The organism is Kribbella sp. NPDC050470 (genome assembly GCF_044458365.1).
Classification (GTDB): domain Bacteria; phylum Actinomycetota; class Actinomycetes; order Propionibacteriales; family Kribbellaceae; genus Kribbella.
This window is the reverse complement of record NZ_JBITHV010000016.1, coordinates 1-19,533: the sequence shown is the minus strand read 5'-3', so window position 1 is coordinate 19,533 and position 19,533 is coordinate 1. Positions and strand designations below refer to the sequence as shown.

The following is a 19,533-nucleotide window of genomic DNA, read 5'->3' as shown; positions in this document are numbered from 1 at the left end:
AGCCGCCATGCCACCCCGGGTCGGTGACCTGGGCCGAAGATACGGAACGAGGGGGGCAGCGTCACCTGAAATACAGCTTTGCGGGCGGGGCGGATAGGGTCCACGCATGGTTGACGTTGCTGCGATCTTCAAGGCGTACGACGTACGAGGGGTCGTCCCGGACCAGCTGGACGAGTCGGTGGCCCGGGCGACCGGGGCAGCCTTCGTCGAGGTCCTGGACGTCCTCTCGTCTCCGGGGGCAGTCGTGGTCGGCTACGACATGCGGCCGTCCAGCCCGGGACTGGCGGCGGCGTTCGCCGAGGGGGTGACCAGCACCGGCGCCGACGTGATCGACATCGGCCTGGCCTCCACCGACCAGCTCTACTTCGCCTCCGGCAGGCTGCAGCTGCCCGGCGCGATGTTCACCGCGAGCCACAACCCGGCGCAGTACAACGGCATCAAGCTGTGCCGCTCGGGCGCCGCCCCGGTCGGCTCGGACTCCGGTCTGCGCGACATCGCCGACCTGGTCGCCAAGGCGCTCACCGAGGGCCCGTCGACCGGCTCCGTGCCGGGCAAGGTGACCCGCAAGAACCTGCTCACCGCGTACGCCGACCACCTGCACGACCTGGTCGACCTGAGCGGCAGCCGTCCGCTCACAGTCGTTGTCGACGCCGGCAACGGGATGGGTGGCCACACCGTGCCGGCCGTGTTCGCCTCCGGCCCGATCACGATCGTGCCGATGTACTTCGAGCTGGACGGCAACTTCCCGAACCACGAGGCGAACCCGCTCGACCCGAAGAACCTGGTCGACCTGCAGGCCAAGGTCCGCGAGCTCGGGGCCGACCTCGGCCTGGCCTTCGACGGCGACGCGGACCGCTGCTTCGTGGTGGACGAGAAGGGCGACCCGATCTCGCCGAGCGCGGTCACCGGCGCGGTCGCGGTCCGGGAGCTGGCCAAGCACCCCGGCTCGGCCGTCATCCACAACCTGATCACCTCCAAGGCCGTGCCGGAGCTGATCACCGAGCACGGCGGCACGCCGGTCCGGTCCCGGGTCGGGCACTCCTACATCAAGCAGAAGATGGCCGAGACCGACGCGGTGTTCGGCGGCGAGCACTCCGCCCACTACTACTTCCGGGACTTCTGGCGGGCCGACACCGGCATGCTGGCCGCGCTGCACGTGCTGGCCGCGCTCGGTGAGCAGGACAAGCCGGCCAGTGAGCTGTTCGCGGAGTACGAGCGGTACGTCGCGTCCGGCGAGCTGAACAACAAGGTCGACGACGCGGCCGCGACGGTGGCGGCGATCGAGGACACCTACGGCGGCCGGGACGGCATTACCGTTGACCATCTGGACGGTCTGACCGTGTCGGCGGGACAGTGGTGGTTCAACGTCCGTGCGTCGAACACGGAACCGTTGCTGCGGCTGAACGTCGAGGCTGCGGACCGGCCCACCATGGAACGCGTCCGCGACGAGGTACTGGCGCTGATCACCGGCGCATCGGTGAAGGAGAACTGAATGGCAGTCAATCTGGACCCGGACCTGCTGAGCATCCTGGTCTGCCCCAAGTGCCGGTCGGAGTTCCGGGTGGACGACGAGGCGAACGAGCTGGTCTGCACGAACGGCGCCTGCGCGCTGGCCTACCCGGTCCGCGACGACATCCCGGTGCTGCTGATCGACGAGGCGCGAGACACCAAAGAGGTCGCGGAGAACTGATGAGCTTCTTCGACGACTCGCGGCTGGACGACCCGGCCGCGCTCGGCGCGGCGGACCACCTGCTCCGGCGGCTGGCGATGGCCGGCGCCCGGGTCCGGGCCGAGCTGGAAGCGGCCGAGGAGGCCCTGTCCAAGGTCGACTCCGACGGCTTCCGGCCGCGGGCGGTGCTGGCGGCCGGCCGGGACGCCCGGTTGGTCCGGGCCATCCTGGAGCCGGTCTGCCCGGTCCCGTTCGTCGCCTGGCCCGGTCCCGGTCTGCCGGGCTGGGCCGGTCCGCTGGACCTGGTGATCGTCCTGGGCGGCCTGACCGAGGACTCCGACGCGGTGTCGGCCGCCTCGGAGGCGGAGCGCCGCGGTTGCGGTCTGATGGTGGCCTGCCCGCCGGACTCCCCGGTCGCACAGGCCTCCGCGGGCTCGCGGCACGCCATCCGGCTGCCGTCGCAGTCCGACGACCAGTTGGCTTCGGCTGTCGCCGTACTGCAGGGTCTGCACCAGATGGAGCTCGGTCCTGAGGTCGACCACAAGGCGGTTGCGGCGCTGCTGGATGACGTGGCCATCGAGTGCTCGCCGAACAACGACGTCGCGTCCAACCCGGCCAAGGACCTGGCCCTGATGCTGGCGGATGCGCTGCCGCTGGTCTGGGGTGGCTCCGTGCTGTCCGCGCGTGCAGCGCGTCGTGTGGTGGAGGCCCTGCGGCTGGCGAGTGGCCGGCCGGCCCTGGCCGCTGACGCCGGGCACCTGATGCCAGTGCTCAACCAGCCGCCGCGCGATCTGTTCGCCGACCCGTTCGACAAGCCGGAGGAGCTGCGGCCCGGTCTGGTCATCCTCGACGACGGTGTGGAGGACGCGGGCGTCGCCGAGCACCGGCGCAAGCTGGAGGCGAAGGCGGAGGCCCACGACGTCCGCGTGCACGTCGTCACGCAGGCCGACGGCACCGACATCGCCCGGTACGCCGCCCTGACCCAGCACGGCCGCTACGCCGCGGCCTACCTCGGCATCGGCCTCGGCCGCTACGGTACTGCGACCGACGCCGAGCCCACCGAACCAGGAATCCCCTCGGAGGACCCAGCGTGGTAGTGCGGCTGCAGAACACCATCCGGGACTACGCCTGGGGCTCACCGACCGCGATCCCCGAGTTGACCGGGGTGGAGCCGGACGGCCGCCCGCAGGCGGAGATGTGGATGGGCGCGCACGAGTCCGCGCCGTCTGTGCTGCCCTCGGGCGACTCCCTGTACGACGTGGTCTCCGCCGGGCCGTCCGACGTACTCGGGCCGGAGACGGCTGAGCGGTTCGACGGCCGGTTCCCGTTCCTGGCCAAGCTGCTGGCGGCCGCACAGCCGTTGTCGATCCAGGCCCACCCCTCGCGGGAGCAGGCGATCGACGGGTACGCGCGGGACGAGGCCGCCGGGATCCCGCGCGACGCTGCCGACCGCAACTACAAGGACGCCTGGCCGAAGCCGGAGATCCTGATCGCGCTCGGCCCGTTCGACGCGCTGGTCGGGTTCCGGCCGCTGGAGGCCACGGTCGCGTTCCTCGACGCGCTGGCGCCGGCCGGGTTCGAGGAGTGCACCGACCTGCTCCGCAACGGCAAGCTGCAGGACGTGTTCACCCAGATCATGAGCAGCGACCGGGACACCATCCGGCCGCTGGTCGCCGCTCTCGGCGAGGCCATCGCGCAGTACGCCGGCCAGGCCTTCGAGCTGGAGCGGGAGGCGCTGGCCAAGCTGTGCGCGGACTTCCCGGACGACCCCGGCGTACTGGCCGCCCTGCTGCTGAACCGGGTCCGCCTGGAGCGGTTCCAGGCCGTCTACCTGCCGGCCGGAAACGTACACGCCTACCTGCACGGGCTCGGGTTCGAGGTGATGGCGAACTCCGACAACGTGCTGCGCGGCGGCCTGACCAGCAAGCACATCGACGTACCCGAACTGGTCTCGGTGGTCGACTTCGAGCCACTGGCCGACCCGGTGCTGACGGCGACCCCGCTGAGCGACGGCGTCTCGTCGTACGAGACCGGCTGTGAGTACTACGCCATCCGCCGAATCGACCTGGACGGCGGTGAACAAACGGTCACCGGCGAGGGGCCGCGGATCGTCTGCTGTGTGGCCGGGAGTGTCGAGGTCGATGCCGAGGGCACCGATGGCGCTGTGATGTTGTCCGCCGGTCAGTCCGCGTTCGCTGCGGGACCCGAAGGACCCTGTAGCCTGCGTGGTTCCGGCACGGCGTTCGTCGTGTCCGCGCGCTGATCACCCGATTGTTGGAGGACCTGGAGAAATGGCTGGTGGCGGAACCAAGGCGGTCGTCGCGGCACTGCTGGCGAACACCGGGATCGCGATCACCAAGTTCGCCGCCTGGGGCCTGACCCAGTCGGCATCGATGCTCGCCGAGGCGATCCACTCGGTCGCCGACGCCGGCAACCAGGTGCTGCTGCTGGTCGGCGGCAAGCGGGCCCAGCGGGAGGCCGACGAACTGCACCAGTTCGGCTTCGGCCGGGAGCGGTACGTCTACTCGTTCATCGTGGCGATCGTGCTGTTCAGCGTCGGTGGCCTGTTCGCGCTGTACGAGGGCTACCACAAGATCCACGACCCGCACGGGATCGACGACTGGAAGTGGGTCCCGGTCGTCGTCCTGGTGGCCGCGATCATCATGGAGACGTTCTCGTTCCGGACCGCGATCGTCGAGGCGAACAAGGTCCGCGGGCCGGTCGGCTGGGCCAGGTTCATCCGCAACGCCCGCTCGCCCGAACTGCCGGTCATCCTGCTGGAGGACTTCGCCGCGCTCACCGGCCTGGTGCTGGCGCTGATCGGCGTCGTCCTGACGCTTGCCACCGGCAACGGTGTGTACGACGGCCTGGGCTCGATGGCGATCGGCGCGCTGCTGGTCTGCGTCGCGATCTTCCTGGCGATCGAGATGAAGTCGCTGCTGCTCGGCGAGTCCGCGACCCGGGAGTCGCAGCAGAAGATCGTCGCCGCGATCGAGAACACCCCGGGTGTGCAGCGGCTGATCCACATCAAGACCCTGCACCTGGGTCCGGAGGAGGTCCTGGTCGCCGCCAAGGTCGGCGTCGAGCCGACCACCGACGCGTCCGTGGTGGCCCAGACCATCGACGCCGCCGAACGCGCCATCCGGGAAGCCGAGCCGATGTCGATCCACGTTTACCTGGAGCCCGACATCTACGTCGAGGGCTACCAACGCGCCGAACGCCCCCCCGTCCCCGAAGCCCCCTCCCACTAACCCCACCCCGCGGCCGGCGTTCGAGGGGATATCCCCGCGAACGCAGGGTTCCCTGCTCGTGCACGCGGGGAGAAGGCACGAGTCGAGGGGTTATCCCCTCGAACGCGAGGCGGCGGGGTCAGCGGGGTTCGGGTGGGAGGACGCCGGAGCGGCCGAGCCAGCGGAGGGCTCGTTCGCGGTCGATCTCCGAGCGGGTCGGCGGAGCGGTGAGGCGGCCGGTGCGGTAGCCGAGGTTGCGGATGTCCGCGGCGACCGACGGCTCGGCCAGGGCCCGGAGTGCGAACGCCAGCGCGGCCGGCGTCACGTCGTACCGGCGTTCCAGGTCCAGCGCAAGCTGTACGGCGGCCAGGTCGCGGTCGTCGTACTGGCGCTGGGCCGTGTGCGCGGAGCGGGAACGGGGGAGCAGGCCGAGGGCCTCCCGGTACCGCAGCATCCGCGGAGTGGTGCCCAGCCGGCGGGCCGCCTCGGTGATGCGCATACCTCAATCCTGACATTTCAGTGTCAGAAACGCTCCCCCACCGATCAAACCCCGGGCCTGGGCCCTCTAGGCTCTGGCAGGCAGGAAGCAATCACAGTCTTCAGGGGAGCGGAACCGGTATGACCTTCGACTACAAGGTGGCGGACCTCGGGCTGGCCGAGTTCGGCCGCAAGGAGATCCGGCTGGCCGAGCACGAGATGCCCGGCCTGATGGCGATGCGCAAGCAGTACGGCGACAGCAAGCCGCTGGCCGGCGCGAAGATCATGGGCTCGCTGCACATGACGATCCAGACCGCCGTGCTGATCGAGACGCTGGTCGCCCTCGGGGCCGAGGTGCGCTGGGTCTCCTGCAACATCTTCTCCACCCAGGACCACGCCGCCGCGGCCGTCGTCGTCGGCCCGGAGGGCACCGCCGAGAACCCGGCCGGTGTGCCGGTCTTCGCCTGGAAGGGCGAGACCCTGGAGGAGTACTGGTGGTGCACCGAGCAGGCGCTCAGGTGGCCCGGTGAGGGCCCGAACATGATCCTGGACGACGGCGGCGACGCCACCATGCTCGTCCACAAGGGCACCGAGTTCGAGAAGGCCGGCGCCGTTCCGGACCCGTCGACCGCGGACTCCGAGGAGTACGCCGTCGTCCTCAAGCTGCTGACCCGCACGCTGCAGGACGACCCGCAGCTGTGGACGACCATCGGCCAGGGCATCAAGGGTGTCACCGAGGAGACCACCACCGGTGTGCACCGGCTGTACGAGATGCACAAGGCCGGCGCGCTGCTGTTCCCGGCGATCAACGTGAACGACTCGGTGACCAAGTCGAAGTTCGACAACAAGTACGGCTGCCGGCACTCGCTGATCGACGGCATCAACCGGGCCACCGACGTACTGATCGGCGGCAAGGTCGCGGTCGTCTGCGGGTACGGCGACGTCGGCAAGGGCTGCGCGGAGTCGCTGCGCGGCCAGGGCGCCCGGGTGATCGTCACCGAGATCGACCCGATCTGCGCGCTGCAGGCGGCGATGGACGGCTACCAGGTCAGCACCGTGGACGACGTGGTCGGGACCGCCGACATCTTCGTCACCACCACCGGCAACAAGGACGTCATCACCGCCGACCACATGGCGGCGATGAAGCACCAGGCGATCGTCGGCAACATCGGCCACTTCGACAACGAGATCGACATGGCCGGCCTGTACAAGGTGGACGGCATCGAGCGGGTCACGATCAAGCCGCAGGTGGACGAGTTCCGCTTCCCCGACGGCCACACGGTGATCGTCCTGTCCGAGGGCCGCCTGCTGAATCTCGGCAACGCCACCGGGCACCCGTCGTTCGTGATGTCGAACTCCTTCACCAACCAGGTCCTCGCCCAGATCGAGCTCTTCGTGAAGACCGCCGACTACCCGACCGAGGTCTACGTCCTGCCCAAGCACCTCGACGAGATGGTCGCCCGCCTCCACCTCGATGCCCTGGGCGTGAAGCTCACCGAGCTCACCAAGGAGCAGGCCAACTACCTCGGCGTCCCCGTCGAAGGCCCGTACAAGTCAGACCACTACCGCTACTGAGTTTTCAGTACGCCAGACAGGCGCCCCACCGGCCGGTGGGGCGCCTTTCCGTTGTGGGTGGCCGAGGTTACGGCGGGGGAGAAGGAAGCCGGCTCGCCCCGGGCTGAGGTTACGGCGGGGGGAGAAGGAAGCCGGCTCACTCGACGCCGATGATCTCGGCCGACGGGAAGCGGGCGGCGGCGCGGGCCGAGATCGAGCCGGGGCCGCACGCCAGGTCCACGAAGCGGCTGGGGTCGCCGACCAGGCGGGCGACGATGTCGAGCATCAACGCGAACTGTTCCTCGCGGTCCGGCAGATAACCGGCCTGCTGGTCGTCCCACCGCTTCAGCCAGCCGGCCCAATCCACTATCTGCGACATAGTCGCAAGACTAGAACCACTGTCCAGACTCGTTGCTGCCCGGTGCCGCCCACCCCTGCGGATTGACCGCAGCAGGCCGGTACGGCGCAACCGGAGCTGGCGCCGGGAAAGGCCCAGGCGCAGGCACACCAGCAGGCGGCGCCGGCGGCAACGCGCCGTACGGACTCGGCGCAGCAAACGGCCCAGCAGGCACGGCATACGGCCCAGCAGGCACGGCGTACGGCCCAGCCTGCCCGGCAGGTACGGCGTACGGCCCAAACGGACCGGTGTTGACAGCCGCTCGAGGCACTGCGAGCCGGTTCAGCTCGCGCCGCCGACGCTCAGCCAGCACTGCGGACAGAAACGCCGGCGCGACCATAGGCACCGGCGGCACCGGCGCAGTCACCTGACTGACCCGATAGGCCAGCGCATCACCGATCGCATCCCGAGCCCCCGGCAACAACTCGGTGTACCGCGCCAGGTACTCCCGCGAAGCATTGGCCAGCTCATCAGACAGCCGCGACAACTCCAGCGACTGCGCCCACTGCACCAGATGCCCCGGCACGAACAGCGGCGGCGACGCCATCGGCTGGTGCCGTTCGCGGATCACCACGGTGCCCGCGACCATGTCGCCGATCCGCTTGCCCTGCTTGTTCATCAGGCTCGCCACGATGCCGGGGCAGGCCGCGAACCAGGGCGCGAAGTCGACGAAGCACCACATCAGCGTCCGCACCAGCGCGTGCCGGAACCGGATCGAGCTGCCGTCGTCGCGGACCACCTTGAGCCCGAGCACCATCTTGCCGAGCGTCCGGCCGCGGGTCAGCGTCTCCATCACCACCCGGTAGCCGACCACGACGACCAGGACGACGAGGAAGATCAGCGCCACCGCCAGCGCCTCACTGGCCTCGCCGCCGATCAGAAACCCGGTCAGCAGCGAGATCAGCACCCCGAGTACGACGCCCTGCAGGATCACGTCGATCGCGCACGCCAGCGCCCGGGTCGGCATCCGTGCGATCCGCACCTGAAGGACGACCGCCTCGCCCGTGACCAGCTGAGACACTTCGTCGTCGCCCCCCTCCTGCCGAGACACCAGTTCCGGCTAGTCTGCCAGCGCGGGGAGCCAGAACCGGGAGGAGGGGCCACTGTGGACGTCGAGGCGTTCGTGTCCGTGCACCAGGCGCAGTGGGACCGGCTGGCGTACCTGACGCGCCGTCAGCGCCGGCTGACCGGTGCAGAGGCCGAGGAACTCGTCACCCTCTACCAGCGCGTCGGCACTCACCTGGCCGCGCTCAGGGCAGCCGGTGCGGACCCGGTGTCCATCGGTCGCCTCTCCGGCCTCATCGCCGACGCACGTGGTGCCGTCACCGGTGCGCACGCTCCTGTCTGGCGTGACATCTCCAAGTACTTCCTCGTGAGCTTCCCGGCCGCGCTCTACGCATCCAGACGCTGGTGGCTCACCATCGGCCTGCTCTTCTACCTGGTCGCAGCCTGGGCCGCCTGGCGGATCATCGCGCACCCGGAGGTGGTGGACTCGTTCGCCACCTCGGCGCAGGTCCAGGAGTTGGTCGACAACGAGTTCGCCGCCTACTACTCGGAGAACCCGGCTCAGGATTTCGCCTTCCAGGTCTGGATCAACAACGCCACCATCAGCGCCGCCGTGCTCGCACTCGGCATCCTGCTGATCCCGTCGATCTTCATCCTCTGGGACAACGCGCTGAACCTGGGCGTCAACGCCGGCCTGATGATCGGACACGATCGCGCGAATGTCTTCTTCGGCCTGATCACCCCGCACGGCCTGCTCGAGCTGACCGCGGTCTTCGTCGCGGCCGCGGCCGGTCTGCGACTCGGCTGGTCCTGGATCGTCCCGGGTCCGCGAACCCGCATGCAAGCGCTTGCTCAAACTGGCCGCGCCACCATCGGGATGGCGATCGGCCTGGCCGCGATCCTGCTGGTCACCGGCATCATCGAGGGCTTCGTCACGCCGTCCGGCCTGCCGACCGCGGTCCGGGTCGGCGTCGGCGTACTGGTCGAGATCGGCTTCGTCCTCTACGTCTGGATCCTCGGCCGACGCGCCTTCCGCGCGGGCGAGTACGGCGACATCGACGAGGCCGACCGTGAGGCGACGGCGCCGGTTTCTGCATAGTCGTGGGCACTAGAGGTGGGTGAGTACCGCTCAGCAAACCCGCCAAAGCCGCGCGTACGACGTCGCGATCACCGTCGGCCTCATCGCGTACGGCGTCGTCCACCTGTTGATCGCCTGGGTCGCCCTGCAACTCGCCCTGGGCAAGTCCGACCAGGAAGCCTCGCAACAAGGAGCCTTGGAGGAGTTGGCCGGCAAACCGCTCGGCGGCGTACTGCTCTGGGCGGTCGCGATCGGCCTGTTCGCGCTGGTGATCTGGCAAGGCCTGCAACTCACCTACGGATCGTTGAAGACCTCGAAGAAGATCTCCGCCGTCGGACGAGGCCTGGTCTACCTCGGCCTGGGGTTCCTGGCGATCAAGGTCGCCGTCGGGTCCGGCGGCTCGAGCAGTGGCGAGCAGAAGACGATCAGCGCCCGGCTGATGGAGTACGGCGCCGGCCGGGCACTGATCGTGGTCATCGGGCTGGTGATCATCGGGATCGGCGGACACCAGATCTACAAGGCGATCACGGTCAAGTTCATGGAGGATCTGGTCGGCGGCGTCTCCGAGGTGACCGTGCTGCTCGGCCGGATCGGGTACGCCGCCAAGGGGATCGCGTTCATCGTCGCGGGAGCCCTGTTCGGCTGGGCAGCGATCGACTACGACCCGGAGAAGGCGGGCGGCCTGGACGCCGCCCTCCACACCATCAAGGAGCAGCCCTTCGGCTCCGTCCTGCTGTCGGTGCTGGCGATCGGAATCGCCGCCTTCGGGGTGTTCGCGTTCGCGTGGTCCCGCAACGCCCGCCGCTGATCAGCCGACCGGCATGTCCCGCCGCCGCAGCCCGACCAGGCCGACCGCGCCGACTACAACGGCGATCGCGACCAGCGTGATCACCGGAGCGGCCGACACCGAGCCGCCGGGCAGTTGCGGAAGATGGCTGAACGGCGAGATGTCCTTGACCCACTTGGACAACTCGGTCCCGGTCGTCGTCATCACGATCACCAGACAGATCGACGGCGGAACCCAGGCAACCGCGGACCATCGCGGGAACAGGCCGAACAACGCGATCGTGATCGCGGCCAGCACCCAGACCGCCGGCAGTTGCACGAGTGCAGCACCGATCAGCCGCGGCACCTGCCCGCCGACGTCACCGATCGCTGCGCCGTACGCCAAGCCGGCACCCAGCCCTGCGACCAGCAACGTCACCGCCGGCCCGAGCAGGCCGAAGAACAAGTGACTCGCGGCCCACTGCAGTCGTCCAACACGCGTCACGAGCACCGGCTCGGCGCGCCCGCTCATCTCCTCGGTACGCAGCCGCAGTGTCGCCTGGACGGCGTACGCCGAGGCGATCAGCCCGACGATCGCCATCACGCCGGCGAAGTACGAGTCGATCAATCTGGCCGCGCCACCAAGCCGCGCGAACACCTCCTGCACACCCGAGTCGTCCCGCATCAGGTCGCCGACCCCTTCGGCCACTCCGCCGAACAGCACGCCGAGTACGGCGAACCCGGACGTCCACGCGATCAGCAGACCGCGGTGCAGACGCCATGCAAGCGCCAGCGGCGAGCTCAGACTCGGCGCACCGTCGGCCGGACCCAGCCGGTCCGCCAACAGGCCGGCGCCGACGTCTCGCCGGGACTGCAGTTGGACGGCAACGGCCACGAGTACGACGGACACCGCGAGCACCACGACGACGAGCCACCAGCGGTTGTCGCCGTACGGGCGGATGCGTTGTGCCCAGCCGATGGGTGACAGGTACGACAACCATGCCAGTGGGCCGTCTGAGTGCGCACTCGTGTCACCGGCGGCACGCAGTACGTACGCCGCGCCGAGCACGCTGAGCGCGATCCCACGCGCCGTGCTTGCGCTCGCGGTCAGTTGCGCGGCGATGGCTCCAACCCCTCCGAAGAGCCAACCGACACAGGCGAACTCGAGGCCCAAGGCAAACGATCCGGCGAGCGGTAGACCCTGGCTGTTCATGCCCAAGGCAAGCAGTACGGCGAGCAGCAGGTTTGCGAGGAACGTGGTCACCAGAGCGGCCGCGAGGCCGGCGTGCCTGCCGACGACACTCGAGCCGAGCAGCTCGGCGCGGCCGGTCTCCTCCTCGACCCGCGTGTGCCGGATCACCGTCAGCAGGCTGATCAGGCCGACCATCACCGGGACGAACCCGAGTCGCCAGGTGAGGAACTCGCCCAGGCTGGTGCCGTGCAGCTCGCCGTACAGGGTGACGAAGCCGGCGTTGCTCGCGTACTGGAGCCGGGACTCGGCGGTCGGGAACAGCTCGTCGAAGGATCCGACGTAGCTGATCGGGATGCCGATGATCAGGATGAGCCAGATCGGCAGCACGATGCGGTCGCGGCGCAGGATCAGCCGGATCAGGCCGCCGGTGCCGGCCAGGGTCTTCATCGTGATCCCTCCGGCTCGTACAGCCGCAGGAACAGCTCCTCCAGCGTCGGCGGCTGACTGACGAGGCTCCGTACGCCGATGTCGGTCAGCCGCTTCAGCACCGGGTTGATCTCGTCGGTGTCGACGTCGAACCGGACCTGGCCGTCCTCGACCCGTACGTCGTGGACGCCGGTCAGCTGCGCCAGGCCGTCCATCGGGCCGACGAGCTCCGCCTTGATCGACGTACGCGTCAGGTGGCGCAGCTCGGACAGCGTGCCGCTCTCGACCGCGCGGCCGGCCCGGATGATGGTGACCCGGTCGCAGAGCGCCTCGACCTCGGACAGGATGTGGCTGGACAGCAGGACCGTCCGGCCGTCGCGGTCGCTCACCTCCTGCACGACCTCGCGGAACACCTCCTCCATCAACGGGTCCAGCCCGGAGGTCGGCTCGTCGAGCAGCAGCAGCTCGACGTCGGAGGCGAACGCGGCGACCAGCGCGACCTTCTGGCGGTTGCCCTTCGAGTACGTCCGGGCCTTCTTCCGCGGATCCAGGTCGAAGCGCTCGAGCAGCTCTGCCTTGCGCTTCTGGTCGACGCCGCCGCGCATCCGGCCGAGCAGGTCGATCGCCTCGCCGCCGGACAGGGTCGGCCACAGCGTCACGTCGCCGGGCACGTACGCCAGCCGCCGGTGCAGCTCGGTCGCGTCCGACCACGGGTCGCCGTCCAGGAGCCGCGCACTGCCCGAGGATGCGCGGGTCAGGCCGAGCAGAATCCGGATCGTGGTGGTCTTCCCGGCGCCGTTCGGGCCCAGGAAGCCGTGCACCTCGCCGGTGCGGACCGTGAGGTCCAGGCCGTCCAGGGCGCGGGTGCGCCCGAAGGTCTTGACCAGCCCGTCGGTGCTGATCGCAGCGGTCATTGCTTGTCAGTGCTCCTCTGAGTATTTCCGTAGTTGTTCGGCCTGCTCCGGCGTCATCACCGGGATCGTGAAGATGTCGAGCATGGCCTTGGTGAGCCGGGCGTAGCCGGAGGGACCGGCGATGTCCTCGCCGATCGCCTTCGAGACCTGGTCGCGGAGCACGAAGACGCCCATCTTCATCGCCGCCAGCACGGCGGCGTACGCCCGCCGGTCGCTGGGGTCGGTGGGCAGGGTCTTGGTGAACTCCTCGCCGGCGTCGACCATCTCCAGGAACAGCGCGGTCGCGGTCTCCGAGCCGTCCATCATCGAGCGCACCAGGTACGTCTGCAGCGGCATCGTGATCGGGTGCATCGCGCTGACGTCGGTGTGCGCCGCGCCGCCCTGGTACACGAGCTCCTCGCCGATCTGCAGCATCCGCTCCTTGGCGTACCGGTCACAGGCCTCGCGCAAAGCCTGCTTGGAGCCGAAGTGGTGCCGGACCAGCCCGGACGAGACCCCCGCCTCGGCCGCGATGTCGCGGATCGAGGCGCCCTCGATCCCGCGCTCGGTGAACAACTTCATCGCCGCGTCGCGGATTCGGGCGCGGGCGGTCAGGTCATCTGCTGGTCGATCCATTTCAGATCCTCTCGCTACACACAAAAGCAAACTACTACACGATCGTGTAGTCAAGGCGGTGGGATGTGGTCCAGCCCACGCGTGCTGCGCATCCAGTGGGTGGTGTGGTCGGCCTCTGCGTGCTCCGCAGGCGCCCGCGTCGTACAGCCCAGGCTGCACGCCACTCACCGCACCTACTACACGATTGTGTAGTCAAGTGGAAAATTATGACTACGTTCGGAAACAAAGCAGTGACAAATGTCCGTAACTCGTTGACAGGAGAACGCTTGCTGGTGTGGTTTCTTCCCCAAACGGACTAGGGCGGAAGGTGCGTGGGGCGGATGAGGAAGGTCCTGGCGGCTGCGGCTGCCATTGCACTGCTGGTGTTACCCGGGACGGCGGCGCAGGCGGCCGAACCGTCGGAGAAGGTGATCCGGGTCGGGGTCACCCAGGCGGTCGACTCGATGAACCCGTTCCTGGCGGTCCGGCTGGTGTCCGGCTCGCTGCAGCGGTGGATGTACGGCTTCCTGACCGTGCCCGACTCCAAGACCCTGCAGCCGAGCCCGGACCTGGCCGAGTCCTGGACGACGTCGCCGGACGGGCTGACCTGGACCTTCAAGATCCGGGAGACGAAGTGGTCGGACGGGCAGCCGGTGACCGCGGCGGACGCGGCCTGGACGTTCAACAAGATGATGACCGACGACGGAGCCAAGACCGGCAACGGACCGGCGGTGGAGAACTTCGCCAGCGTCAGCGCGAACGGTCAGGAGCTGACCATCAAGCTGAAGGCCCCGCAGGCCTCGATGCTGGACAACCCGGTCCCGATCATGCCGAAGCACGTCTGGGAGAAGGTCTCGGACATCTCGAAGTACGAGGCCGACGTCTACCCGGCGGTCGGCAGCGGCCCGTACATCGCGGTCGAGCACAAGAAGGACCAGTACGTGAAGCTCGAGGCGAACCCGAACTACTGGCGTGGCGCCCCGAAGATCGACCAGCTGCAGATGATCTTCTACGACAACCCGGCCGCCGCGATCGTCGGCCTGAAGAAGGGCGACATCGACCTGATCGGCCGGCTCGCGCCGCCGGACTTCGACTCGCTCAAGGGTGACGACAACATCGTGCAGTGGAACACGGCCGGCCGGCGGGCGACGTACCTGCAGATCAACCACGGCGCGACGACCAGCGACAACAAGCCGATCGGCGACGGGCACCCGGCGCTGAAGGACCCGCTGGTCCGGCAGGCGCTGCACTACGCGATCGACAAGCAGAAGCTGGTCGACGAGGTGCAGAACGGCCTCGCGGTCCCGGCCGACGGCTCGATCGTGCCGCCGATGTACAAGGACTTCTTCTGGCAGGCCGAGGGCGACAAGAAGGTGACGTACGACGTTGCCAAGGCCAACAAGATCCTGGACGACGCCGGGTACAAGAAGGGCGCCGACGGCATCCGGACGATGCCGGACGGGTCGAAGAAGCTGGCGTTCCGGTTCAGCATCCACACCGACACCCCGATCGAGGACAAGCTGTCGGAGTACCTGACCGGGTGGTTCAAGGAGATCGGCATCACGCTGACCACCAAGCGGCTCGACTCCAGCAAGTTCACCGAGGAGACCGGGACGACCGCGCTGTTCGACATCGCGATCAGCGGCTGGTCGGTGAACCCGGACCCGGAGGAGGTGCTGGCGACGCACCTGTGCAGCCGGCGGCCGACCGCAGCCGGTACGGGCGGCGGGACCGAGTCGTTCTACTGCGACCCGCAGTACGAGGACCTCTACAAGCAGCAGCAGAAGGAGCTCGACCGGCCGAAGCGCGCCGACTTCATCAAGAAGATGGAGGAGCGCCTCTACACCGACGCGCCGGTGATCGCGCTGTACTACCCGAACAACCTCGAGGGCTACCGCAAGGACCGGATCGCCAAGGTGACGCCGATCCCCGAGGACAAGGGCCTGCTGTACGGCGGTAGCGGCTACTGGCCGTTCTACACGCTGGAGGCCGTGACGACGGACGCCGCGTCGTCGGACGAGGGTGGTTCGAGCGCCGGGATGATCGGCGGGGTCGCGGGCGGCGCCGCCGTACTCGCGGTCGGTGGGTTCTTCGTGATGCGGCGCCGCCAGGGCGCCGCCGACGAGCGCGAATGACCGTCGGTCAACCGGCCGTCGAGGTCCTGGACGAGGCCCCGGCCCGCCACGGTCTGCTGCGGTACGCGGCGACCAAGGCGGGCGGGGCGCTGTTCAGCATCGCAATGGTGATCGTCGCGACGTTCTTCCTGTTCCGGCTGCTGCCGGGTGACCCGGTCCGGGCGCTCGCGCAGGGCCGGAACATGACGCCGGAGCAGCTCGACCTCGAACGGGCCCGGCTCGGCCTGGACAAGTCGTTGCCGGAGCAGTTCCTGCAGTTCGTCAAGCAGACGCTGCAGTTCGACCTCGGTACGTCGTACGAGTACAAGCGCCCGGTGCTGGACCTGATCGGGGAGCGGATCGGGTCGACGCTGCTGCTCACCGGGACCGCGCTGGTGATGGCGGTCAGCCTCGGGATCTGGCAGGGCGCGCGGGCGGGCTGGAAACCGGGCAGCCGGTTCGACAAGTTCTCGACCGCGATCTCGCTGGTGCTGTGGTCGGTGCCGACGTTCTGGCTCGGACTGCTGCTGCTGATGGTGTTCGCGGCCGGGGTCGGGCCGATTCCCGGGGTGTTCCCGACCCGGGGGAGCTCGAGCGTGGACGCGCCGGACGGGTTCGCGTACGTGCTCGACGTCGCGCAGCACATGGTGCTGCCCTGTCTGACCATGGTCGCTGTCGTCTACGCGCAGTACCTGCTGGTGATGCGGTCGTCTGTGCTCGACGAGGTCGGGCAGGACTACATCACCACGGCACGCGCGAAGGGGCTCCGGGACGACGACATCCGGCGGAAGCACGCCGTACCGAACGCGTTGCTGCCGACCGTGACGCTGGTGTTCATGCGGATCGGGTTCGTGGTCGGAGGTGCGGTGACGGTCGAGGCGATCTTCAGCTGGCCGGGGCTCGGGCAGCTGTTCTACGAGGCGATCCGGGTGCCGGACTTCACCTTGATGCAGGGCACGTTCCTGCTGATCACGGTGTCGGTGATCGTGATGAACACGCTGGCCGACGTGGTCTACCACGTTCTCGATCCGCGAGTGAGGTCGGCATGAACGAGCGAAGCGAGTTCATCATCAAACACAGCGTACTCGTGCCTCATCCGCGCCCGGAGCGAAGCGAGGACGTGGATGAGTAACGTTGCGTGGATGCGCCGGCAGCGGGCGTTCAAACGGTTCTGGGCCGACTTCCGGACGTACCGGGCCGGTGTGGCCGGGCTCGCCATCCTCGTGCTGGCGGTGGTGCTTGCGCTGATCGCGCCGCTGTTCATCGACTCCGGCGTGACCAACGTGGTCAGCGGCACCGGCGAGAAGATGGCGCCGCCGAGCCTCGACTACCCGCTCGGGACCGACGAGTCCGGGCGCTCGGTGCTGCTGATGATCTGGTGGGGTTCGCGGACCTCGCTGCTGATCGGTTTCCTCGCGGCCCTGCTGAGCATGGTGATCGGGACCGTCCTCGGTATCGCGGCGGGGCACTTCCGCGGCTGGCTCGGGGCGATCATCCTGCGGATCACCGACTGGTTCCTGGTGCTGCCGTCGCTGGTCACCGCGCTGGTGCTGGCGGCGATCCTCGGCGGCAGTACGGCGACCATCATCGTCGCGATCGGGGTGACGTCCTGGCCGTCCACGGCCCGGTTGATCCGGGCCCAGACCCTCGCGGTCGAGGCGCGCCCGTACATCGAGCGGTCGCTCGCCCTCGGCGCCGGCCACTGGCACATCACCACCCGGCACGTGCTGCCGAACGTCGCACCGTTGCTGTTGGCAAGTACGACGCTCGAGGTGGCCAGCGCGATCGTCACCGAGTCGACGCTCGCGTTCCTCGGGGTGAGTGCGAACAAGACCTCGTGGGGCACGATGCTGCGCGGGTCCTACGACTGGGGTGCGGCGACCGCCGGTGCGTGGTGGTACATCCTGGTGCCGGGTCTGTGCATCGTGATCGTGGTGATGGCGTTCACGCTCTGCGGGCGGGCGCTGGAGAGTGTGCTCAATCCCCGGCTGCGGACGAGGGCGGCATGATGACTCTGCTCGAACTGGACGACCTGTCCGTGACGTACCGGATCGCATCCGGCGAGGTTCCCGCCGTACGCGGGGTGTCGCTGTCCTTGGCGGCCGGTGAAGCCGTCGGGCTGGCGGGTGAGTCGGGATCGGGGAAGTCATCCGTTGCGATGGCCCTGCTGCGGTTGCTGCCTCGATCGGCGCGTCTCGGCGGGCGCGTGATGCTCGACGGCGAAGACATCCTGGCGATGAAATGGGGCCGGCTGCGGGCGGTCCGGTGGTCCGCGGCGTCGATCGTGTTCCAGGGGGCGCAGCATGGGCTGAACCCGGTGCAGCGGATCGGGGATCAGATCGCCGAACCGCTGCTGGTGCACCGGTTGGCCTCGGGGGATCAGGCCCGTGCTCGGGTGCGGGAGTTGCTGGAGCAGGTTGGGCTGCCGGCCTGGCGGGAGCGGAGTTACCCGCACGAGCTCAGTGGTGGCCAACGGCAACGAGTGATGATCGCGATGGCGCTGGCGTGCTCGCCGCGGCTGATCATCGCGGACGAGCCGACCACCGCGCTCGACCTGATGGTCCAGGCGCAGGTGCTGACGCTGATCCGGCAGTTGATCGCCGAGCACGACATCTCGCTGCTGATGATCTCGCACGACTTGTCGGTGCTCGCCGACGTGTGCGACCGGCTGGCCGTGATGTACGCCGGGCGCCTCGTCGAAGCAGGTCCGTCGTCCGGGGACTTCCAGCACCCGTACAGCCAGGCGCTCGCGGCGGCGTTCCCGACAGTCGGCGATCCGGCGTCGCGGCTGGCTCCGCGTGGGTTGGCCGGCGATCCGCCGGATCCCCAGCAGTTGCCGGGTGGATGCACGTTCCATCCGCGCTGCCCGGTGGCGCTGGAGACATGTTCGACCGTTGCTGTCGACCTGCGTCCGGCCGGCTCCGGGCGTACGGCGGCTTGCGTCCTGGTGGGGGAGGGAACTTGCTAGAGGCAACTGAGGTCAAGGTCGAGTTCAACGGTCGCGGCGGCCGGCGGGCGCGGGCCGTGGACGGAGTCAACCTGTCCGTCGGCGCCGGTGAGATCGTCGCGCTGGTCGGCGAGTCCGGCTGTGGCAAGACCACGCTCGCCCGGACCCTGCTCGGCCTCGAACGCCCGACCTCCGGCCAGATCTCGTACGACGGTACGCCGCTGAGCTACACGGGTCGCCGCCTCCGCGCGTTCCGCCGACAAGTGCAGTTGGTGCTGCAGGATCCGATGGGGTCGCTGAATCCTCGGCAGACGGTCTACGAGGCCGTGGCCGAGGGGCCGCGGATCCACGGGCTGCCGGACGAGGAGGCGGTGGTCGCGTCGGCGCTGTCGCGTGCTGGGCTGCGGCCGCCTGAGCGGTTCTTCCTGCGGTACCCGCACGAGCTGTCGGGCGGTCAGCGACAGCGCGTGGTGATCGCGGGTGCGTTGGCGTTGAGCCCGAAGTTCCTGATCGCCGACGAGCCGGTCGCGTCGCTGGATGCGTCGGTGCGGGGTGAGATCCTCGCGTTGCTGCTGCGGTTGCGAGACGAACTCGGTCTTGGCGCGCTGGTCGTCACCCACGACCTCGGCCTGGCCTGGAACATCGCCGACCGGGTCGCGGTCATGTACCTCGGCCGCATCGTCGAGTCCGGCGCGACCGAGGAAGTCCTCACGAACCCGCAACACCCCTACACACAGGCGTTGCTGTCGGTCCTGCCGGAGTCCCCGGAACGCATCGTCCTCACCGGCGAGCCACCCGACCCGACCCGAATCCCCACCGGCTGCCGCTTCCACCCCCGCTGCCACCTAGTCGCTGCCGGCAAAGGCGTCGACGCCTGCCGAACCGCGACCCTCTCCATCCTCCCCGCAACCGACCCCACCGAAGTCGCCTGCCACCTAATCCCCGTCCCCACCACCACCCCCTGACCCGGGCCCGCACCATCCCCAATCTCCGGCCGCCTGCCCCCAACGACGTAGGCCCCGGCCTGAACCTCCCGCCGCCGGCCCGAACCTCCCGTCCCCAGCCGAAACCTCCCATTCGAGGGGATAACCCCTTCGCTTGTGGGTTCTCCCCTCGCAGACGAGAGGAGAACCCACAACTCGAACGGATATCCCTCCGAAGGTCAGGCCCC

General features: G+C 68.9%; 19 protein-coding genes. 13 read left to right on the top strand and 6 right to left on the bottom strand.

The annotated features are described in order from the left end of the window. Positions 1 to 106: 106 nt before the first annotated feature. Genes ACIBGM_RS39755 through ACIBGM_RS39735 form a run of 5 tightly spaced genes read left to right on the top strand, consistent with a single transcriptional unit; the run spans position 107 to position 4,920 of the window. Positions 107 to 1,492, top strand: coding sequence for a phosphomannomutase/phosphoglucomutase (locus tag ACIBGM_RS39755; protein ID WP_396388498.1), 1,386 nt, complete (start codon positions 107 to 109; stop codon positions 1,490 to 1,492). After that, the gene (locus tag ACIBGM_RS39750; RefSeq protein WP_360521698.1) at positions 1,493 to 1,690 is read left to right on the top strand and encodes a Trm112 family protein; all 198 of its coding nucleotides are present in this window, start codon (positions 1,493 to 1,495) and stop codon (positions 1,688 to 1,690) included. Continuing rightward, positions 1,690 to 2,766 carry an SIS domain-containing protein gene (locus ACIBGM_RS39745; RefSeq protein ID WP_360521695.1) on the top strand — a complete coding sequence of 359 codons (1,077 nt, stop codon included), beginning with the start codon at positions 1,690 to 1,692 and terminating at the stop codon, positions 2,764 to 2,766. The genes ACIBGM_RS39750 and ACIBGM_RS39745 overlap by 1 nt, the downstream gene beginning before the upstream one ends. Next, positions 2,760 to 3,932, top strand: a complete 1,173-nt coding sequence (manA, locus tag ACIBGM_RS39740) for a mannose-6-phosphate isomerase, class I (protein WP_396388497.1) — start codon at positions 2,760 to 2,762, stop codon at positions 3,930 to 3,932. The genes ACIBGM_RS39745 and manA overlap by 7 nt, the downstream gene beginning before the upstream one ends. Positions 3,933 to 3,960: 28 nt before the next feature. After that, complete coding sequence (locus ACIBGM_RS39735) at positions 3,961 to 4,920, top strand: cation diffusion facilitator family transporter (protein WP_360521689.1); 960 nt, start codon at positions 3,961 to 3,963, stop codon at positions 4,918 to 4,920. 118 nt (positions 4,921 to 5,038) lie between these two features. On the opposite strand, the gene ACIBGM_RS39730 is transcribed toward ACIBGM_RS39735, so the two are convergent. Continuing rightward, a complete protein-coding gene (locus tag ACIBGM_RS39730) occupies positions 5,039 to 5,398 on the bottom strand; it encodes a MerR family transcriptional regulator (RefSeq protein WP_360521686.1) in 360 nt (119 codons plus the stop codon). Between the two features lie 119 nt (positions 5,399 to 5,517). On the opposite strand from ACIBGM_RS39730, the gene ahcY reads away from it, so the two are divergent. Further along, positions 5,518 to 6,951 (top strand): adenosylhomocysteinase, encoded by a 1,434-nt coding sequence (gene ahcY, locus ACIBGM_RS39725; RefSeq protein WP_360521682.1) that lies wholly within the window; start codon positions 5,518 to 5,520, stop codon positions 6,949 to 6,951. Positions 6,952 to 7,087: 136 nt separating this feature from the next. Here the strand turns inward: ahcY and ACIBGM_RS39720 are convergent, their stop codons facing one another. Next, on the bottom strand, positions 7,088 to 7,309 hold the full coding sequence (locus ACIBGM_RS39720; RefSeq protein WP_396388496.1) for a hypothetical protein: 222 nt from the start codon (positions 7,307 to 7,309) through the stop codon (positions 7,088 to 7,090). Between the two features lie 10 nt (positions 7,310 to 7,319). Further along, on the bottom strand, positions 7,320 to 8,378 hold the full coding sequence (locus ACIBGM_RS39715; RefSeq protein WP_360521676.1) for an RDD family protein: 1,059 nt from the start codon (positions 8,376 to 8,378) through the stop codon (positions 7,320 to 7,322). A gap of 54 nt (positions 8,379 to 8,432) precedes the next feature. Between ACIBGM_RS39715 and ACIBGM_RS39710 the strand changes: the two genes are divergently transcribed. Both ACIBGM_RS39710 and ACIBGM_RS39705 read left to right on the top strand, forming a co-directional pair. Continuing rightward, complete coding sequence (locus tag ACIBGM_RS39710; RefSeq protein WP_360521673.1) at positions 8,433 to 9,431, top strand: stage II sporulation protein M; 999 nt, start codon at positions 8,433 to 8,435, stop codon at positions 9,429 to 9,431. Positions 9,432 to 9,450: 19 nt separating this feature from the next. After that, entirely contained in the window at positions 9,451 to 10,218 is a 768-nt protein-coding gene (locus tag ACIBGM_RS39705) for a DUF1206 domain-containing protein (RefSeq protein ID WP_360521670.1), read from the top strand. Here ACIBGM_RS39705 and ACIBGM_RS39700 read toward each other — a convergent pair whose 3' ends face one another. From ACIBGM_RS39700 to ACIBGM_RS39690, 3 genes are read right to left on the bottom strand one after another with little or no spacing between them, the layout of a single operon-like run. Beyond that, entirely contained in the window at positions 10,219 to 11,814 is a 1,596-nt protein-coding gene (locus tag ACIBGM_RS39700) for an ABC transporter permease (RefSeq protein WP_396388495.1), read from the bottom strand. It abuts the gene before it with no gap. Next, positions 11,811 to 12,707: an ATP-binding cassette domain-containing protein gene (locus ACIBGM_RS39695; protein WP_396388494.1), complete on the bottom strand. Its 897-nt coding sequence runs from the start codon at positions 12,705 to 12,707 to the stop codon at positions 11,811 to 11,813. Before ACIBGM_RS39695 ends, ACIBGM_RS39700 begins: the two co-directional genes overlap by 4 nt. A 6-nt stretch (positions 12,708 to 12,713) precedes the next feature. Then, the gene (locus tag ACIBGM_RS39690; RefSeq protein WP_396388493.1) at positions 12,714 to 13,322 is read right to left on the bottom strand and encodes a TetR/AcrR family transcriptional regulator; all 609 of its coding nucleotides are present in this window, start codon (positions 13,320 to 13,322) and stop codon (positions 12,714 to 12,716) included. A 320-nt stretch (positions 13,323 to 13,642) separates the two neighbouring features. Here ACIBGM_RS39690 and ACIBGM_RS39685 point away from each other — a divergent pair, with 320 nt between their 5' ends. From ACIBGM_RS39685 to ACIBGM_RS39665, 5 genes are all read left to right on the top strand, one after another. Next, entirely contained in the window at positions 13,643 to 15,436 is a 1,794-nt protein-coding gene (locus ACIBGM_RS39685; protein ID WP_396388492.1) for an ABC transporter substrate-binding protein, read from the top strand. Continuing rightward, positions 15,433 to 16,464 (top strand): ABC transporter permease, encoded by a 1,032-nt coding sequence (locus tag ACIBGM_RS39680; protein ID WP_396388491.1) that lies wholly within the window; start codon positions 15,433 to 15,435, stop codon positions 16,462 to 16,464. Before ACIBGM_RS39685 ends, ACIBGM_RS39680 begins: the two co-directional genes overlap by 4 nt. Before the next feature lie 75 nt (positions 16,465 to 16,539). Beyond that, on the top strand, positions 16,540 to 17,424 hold the full coding sequence (locus tag ACIBGM_RS39675; RefSeq protein WP_360521652.1) for an ABC transporter permease: 885 nt from the start codon (positions 16,540 to 16,542) through the stop codon (positions 17,422 to 17,424). Further along, the gene (locus ACIBGM_RS39670; RefSeq protein WP_396388490.1) at positions 17,421 to 18,383 is read left to right on the top strand and encodes an ABC transporter ATP-binding protein; all 963 of its coding nucleotides are present in this window, start codon (positions 17,421 to 17,423) and stop codon (positions 18,381 to 18,383) included. Before ACIBGM_RS39675 ends, ACIBGM_RS39670 begins: the two co-directional genes overlap by 4 nt. Next, positions 18,377 to 19,327, top strand: a complete 951-nt coding sequence (locus ACIBGM_RS39665) for an ABC transporter ATP-binding protein (protein WP_396388489.1) — start codon at positions 18,377 to 18,379, stop codon at positions 19,325 to 19,327. The genes ACIBGM_RS39670 and ACIBGM_RS39665 overlap by 7 nt, the downstream gene beginning before the upstream one ends. The last annotated feature ends 206 nt before the right edge of the window (positions 19,328 to 19,533 follow it).